Source organism: Psychrobacter sp. 2Y5 (assembly GCF_051847375.1).
Lineage (GTDB): Bacteria > Pseudomonadota > Gammaproteobacteria > Pseudomonadales > Moraxellaceae > Psychrobacter.
The window spans coordinates 1-4,604 of sequence record NZ_JBPYDA010000022.1 but is presented as its reverse complement, the minus strand read 5'-3'; the positions used below and the strand labels follow the sequence as shown (position 1 = coordinate 4,604).

Sequence of the window (4,604 nt, the reverse complement as noted above, 5' to 3'; positions counted from 1 at the left end):
CAAGCGTTAAAAGACACTGATATAAGTCTTGATGTGAAAGAGAAAAAGCAGCTGATGGATGCCATCACGTGGAAAAATCCTGACGCTGAGCCAGTCATTAAGAAAGTGCTCAAGGTTGAAAATCCGCTGTATGGTGCATTTAGCTATAAGCCTACTAATTCAGATAAGCCAGCCAAAATAGTCGAGTTCCAAACGGACAGCGATTTGCGTGATTATGAAAACGTACCGCTTAATCCTGAATTGACAACTACTGAGCTGATAGAAAGTTACTTTGCGCGTGAAGTGCAGCCGCATGTGCCTGATGCGTGGATCAATCCTGATAAGGTAGATGCCATCGATGAAGAGATCGGCATTGTCGGCTTTGAGATACCGTTTAACCGTCATTTTTACGTGTATGAGCCGCCGCGTCCGCTCCAAGAGATTGATGCGGATTTGGATGCGGTCAGTCGTGAGATTATGCAGTTATTGGGTGAGGTGCATTCGTAATGGCTGAATTGGTAACGAAGTATCAGCAGTATGAAGAGTATAAGGACTCTGGGGTTGAGTGGTTGGGGGATATTCCTAAAGATTGGAAGATATCACGTATAAAATACTCTACAACTCTTAATATGGGTCAGTCCCCAAATTCAGAAGATTGTAATATGGATGGGAATGGCTATCCGTTTCTACAGGGAAATGCAGAGTTTGGGACGATATCACCAACAGCAAAACAGTATTGTCCTATACCTAGGAAGTTGGCTAATGAAGATGACCTTTTATTTTCAGTAAGAGCACCAGTTGGCGCTTTGAATGTTGCAGATAAAGTTTACGGGATTGGTAGAGGTCTTTGTAGCTTGGTTAGCAATAGTCAAATGACTCAATCGTTTTTATGGTGGGTATTACCTTCTTATAAATATCAACTAGACGCTATATCTACCGGAAGTACGTTTGAAGCAGTTTCGGCAGAACAAGTTAGTAATCTACTTTTTGCTTTGCCTACTTATGAAGAACAAACCCAAATCGCCAACTTCCTCGACTACGAAACTGCCCAAATCGACACCTTAATCGAAAAGCAGCAAATCCTGATTCAACTGTTAAAAGAAAAGCGCCAAGCGGTGATCAGTCATGCTGTGACTAAGGGCTTAAATCCTGACGCACCGATGAAGAATTCGGGTGTTGAATGGTTGGGGGACGTGCCTGAGAGTTGGGAGGTTTCAAAGCTCAAGTTTGTAAGTGACATTATCGACTGTCGTAATAAAACTCCCGAATATTTTGAAAATGGCGAGTACTTTGTAGTTAGAACAACAAACGTAAGGCATCAAAAATTAAACTTTAATGGTGCTTTATACACGGATAAAAAGAATTTTGATATATGGACACAAAGAGGAGTACCTCCAGCTGGTTCTATTCTTTTTACTCGTGAAGCGCCTACAGGTGAAGTTTGTCTGGTGCCAGAAAATTTGAAGTTTTGTATGGGTCAGAGAATGATGAACTTCATTGCTCACAATGAAAGCTATACAAACTACCTTTTCGATTATTTAATTTCAGATTGTCTTGATAGGTACATTAATAGCGTCTCACATGGAAGTACAGTAACTCATTTGAGAGTTGAGCAGGTTCAAAATATTCCTGTCTTAGTACCTCCATTAGAGGAAATCATACAAATCCATAAGCATATAGAACAGTTAAAATTAAGCTTTGATAATATCGAGCTAAATGCTAAAAAAGCCATTCAACTTATGCAAGAACGCCGTACCGCTTTAATTTCCGCTGCTGTTACGGGCAAGATTGATGTGAGGGGTTGGGTTGCGCCTGAGTAGTTAGTTATTCTCTTTATATCTATTGCGCTTATCTTCTTTTTCCAAACGTTTGAAAAGCTTATAGTTATTTAGAATTTCTGCATATATCTTGTGCGTACAGCTGATTTCGTCATTAGTTCGGTATTCTATTTCGTTATATTGCTCTTTTTCATATAGATTCCAAACCGCTGTGCCACTCTCAAATTTTTTGCCTGATATGTACTTTGTTAAGAGATCCTTTTTTGTTTTTGGGTATGCAAACATCGAACTATGATTGAAGGTGGGTATGGCTAAGTTTGAGACATCTATAACACGAAACTCTGTTTGAAAATAAAAAGCTTCTGCATTTGATAATATTTCGTACCTTTTTAATAGGTCAAATATCACAGGAATGTCAGAAGATATGATGCCGATGCCGCATAAGGTTGGAGAGACTCTACCATCATTACCTTCTTTAGCGTCTTGATTGACTTGTTTTAATAGATTGAAAATATCGATCAATAGCGCTTTTTCCGAGTCATAATCCCACAGCCAGAATGATTGAATTTGGTCTGAATCAGTATCTAAGGGGCTTTCAAAGTCTTTTGTGGGATTAGCGACAAAGAAAGAACCCCCTAGTAACTTGCAGTCTGGGTCCCAAGGGTTATAGCTTAACCCCTTAGTTCTTCTGCTAGACTCTGGAACATAAAATTCTAGATCTAAAAATATGATTCTGCAGTCATGATGATTAATACTAAAGTTACGCATTGAATTTCCGTGCTAAAGTTGTGTTTTATGATTATAAAATAATGCTACCTCTAACGACAGAGTGTATCAAGGCACATAAAGAAAAAAAGTAATCTTGTATCTAAAAGTAGACCTTAAAGCCACAATTATTATTGAAACGGACTTAACATGACTAACGCGCACAACGTCACCTACGAATCTGTCTTCCAATCCGATATTGTCAATCAAATGCAGGCGCAAGGTTGGCAATTAGGCAGTCCTAGCGACTATCAGGTAGCGACGCTAGTATTTGGTTGCTATGAATAATTAATCTAAATCATGCAAGAACGACGCGCCTTTGAAGGCGAGTGAGGTTTTAGTGTGGAGATATACCTATGGATGCTAGTATTTGGACTCAGATAATAATGGCACTCTGTGCATTTATTGGTATTAGCTATAAGATAATAACTGATAGAATTTCTGAAAAAAAAGGCGATTTAGAGAAGACAAAGAGTATTCTTGATAGACAGGAGCATATTAAGAACAGTAAGAAGTATCTGCAAGATTTGGAGATAAATAATATAACGTATCTAAAAGGCTTTACGTGGGAGCAGGTTGAAGTACTTTTGAGGAAAGATTTGCGCTTACTAACCATTTCAGAATTAAGATTTCTAAATAAAGATAAGCTGGTCGTCATTCGTAATGACAAAATTATCATACCTACTAAAATGTATATCTTGAAGAATAAATTTTTTAGCATTCGTGCTTGCATGATTGCTGGAAACTTCATACTTAGTGTTATAGCAGTTGGTTGGGCGATATTTAATTACTCTCTATTTTCTATCATATCTGCTCTATTTTATATGTACATGCTATTCGCTGAAATGATTGCGATTCATCACTTTGAAAGCTTGACCAGTTTTGACTTAATTAAAAAGTCTGGAGATATGGCAAGAAATATTATTGTAGTCTCTACAGATTTTGATAGAGAGGTATAAACGTATGGAAAAGCAGAAAATAAGATACCGCAAAATAAGAGGCATCAACCGCCGTAAGCGTGCTATTGAACGATGGGGCGAAGCTAATAAAATTCTTGATGTCGATCTGTTAAACCAAGACAAGCGAGATTACGTTGAATTCTTGGTACAGCCATGGTCACGCTTGTCTTTGATTAATAGTATCTATCCTGAGCCAACAGGTGACTGTGAGTATCTACTGATCAAAAACCTGCAAAAAATCTACCAATCATGGCAAGACTCGTTAGAAGCGTTGCAAACCCCTTATTACTTGCAAACATGGCTACGTGAAAACTACGTCAGCCGTTCACAAATCGTGTGTGCTATCGATGAGATGAAAGATTTCTACGATGATACCTTTGAAGCGATAGATAAACAGCCAAAAAATGGTATTCGAAGTTCTATCCACTATAATTCAAACACGGCTGAATACTTAGATTGTTTTGAATGGAAGCTTTATCGAAGGCTTGTGCATTATGACATGGCCGATGAAGGAGATTTAGAGATGTTGCAATACATTGACCCTATTAAGCTTTTAAGAAAAGAAATCATTGAAGGTCAAGAACAACAAATCGTTGAAATTGATAAAGTGTGGCTGATCTCATAAGCCCAACTCATAACTTAATAATAAGCGTCAAACTATGACACATACCAATACTGCTATTAATGCGCAAAATGTCACCTACGAAACCATCTTCCAAGCCGACATCATCACGCAAATGCAAGCGCACGGCTGGCAGTTAGGCAATCCTAGCGACTATACGGCTGAGACCGCGCTATATGAACAAGACGTGCTGGATTTTGTACAGACCACTCAGCCGCAAGAGTGGGAGAAGTTTTGTCGCACTTTTCCTATCGACTCTGAGCGCCACTTTATTGCCGCCTTGGTGAAGCAGCTCAACAAGGCGGACGCGCAAGCCACCGATAGAGCCTCACGTACTTATGGCATGCTTGGCGTACTACGTCATGGTCTAAAGATTCGTAACGCGCGTTTTAGCTTATGCCAGTTCAAGCCTGAGCATAGCCTGAACCCTGAGACCATGGCACGCTATGAGGCCAATATCTGCCGTGTCGTCCCTGAGGTAGTGTATAGCCCTCATACCAG

General features: G+C 39.4%; 5 protein-coding genes and 2 pseudogenes. 6 read left to right on the top strand and 1 reads right to left on the bottom strand.

The window, feature by feature from the left end; all coding sequences use genetic code 11:
• Positions 1 to 486 (top strand): annotated as a pseudogene (locus tag ACS8E3_RS12910) (SAM-dependent DNA methyltransferase); the annotation flags it as partial.
• Positions 486 to 1,799 carry a restriction endonuclease subunit S gene (locus ACS8E3_RS12905; protein ID WP_439244741.1) on the top strand — a complete coding sequence of 438 codons (1,314 nt, stop codon included), beginning with the start codon at positions 486 to 488 and terminating at the stop codon, positions 1,797 to 1,799. The pseudogene ACS8E3_RS12910 and the gene ACS8E3_RS12905, both read left to right, overlap by 1 nt.
• Here the strand turns inward: ACS8E3_RS12905 and ACS8E3_RS12900 are convergent, their stop codons facing one another.
• Complete coding sequence (locus ACS8E3_RS12900) at positions 1,800 to 2,525, bottom strand: hypothetical protein (protein WP_439244739.1); 726 nt, start codon at positions 2,523 to 2,525, stop codon at positions 1,800 to 1,802.
• Between the two features lie 147 nt (positions 2,526 to 2,672).
• Between ACS8E3_RS12900 and ACS8E3_RS12895 the strand changes: the two genes are divergently transcribed.
• From ACS8E3_RS12895 to ACS8E3_RS12880, 4 genes and pseudogenes are all read left to right on the top strand, one after another.
• Positions 2,673 to 2,810 (top strand): hypothetical protein, encoded by a 138-nt coding sequence (locus tag ACS8E3_RS12895; protein ID WP_439244738.1) that lies wholly within the window; start codon positions 2,673 to 2,675, stop codon positions 2,808 to 2,810.
• A 68-nt stretch (positions 2,811 to 2,878) separates the two neighbouring features.
• Entirely contained in the window at positions 2,879 to 3,481 is a 603-nt protein-coding gene (locus tag ACS8E3_RS12890; RefSeq protein WP_439244736.1) for a hypothetical protein, read from the top strand.
• Positions 3,482 to 3,485: 4 nt separating this feature from the next.
• The gene (locus ACS8E3_RS12885) at positions 3,486 to 4,106 is read left to right on the top strand and encodes a hypothetical protein (protein ID WP_439244735.1); all 621 of its coding nucleotides are present in this window, start codon (positions 3,486 to 3,488) and stop codon (positions 4,104 to 4,106) included.
• Between the two features lie 34 nt (positions 4,107 to 4,140).
• A pseudogene (locus ACS8E3_RS12880) lies at positions 4,141 to 4,604 on the top strand (type I restriction endonuclease subunit R); the annotation flags it as partial.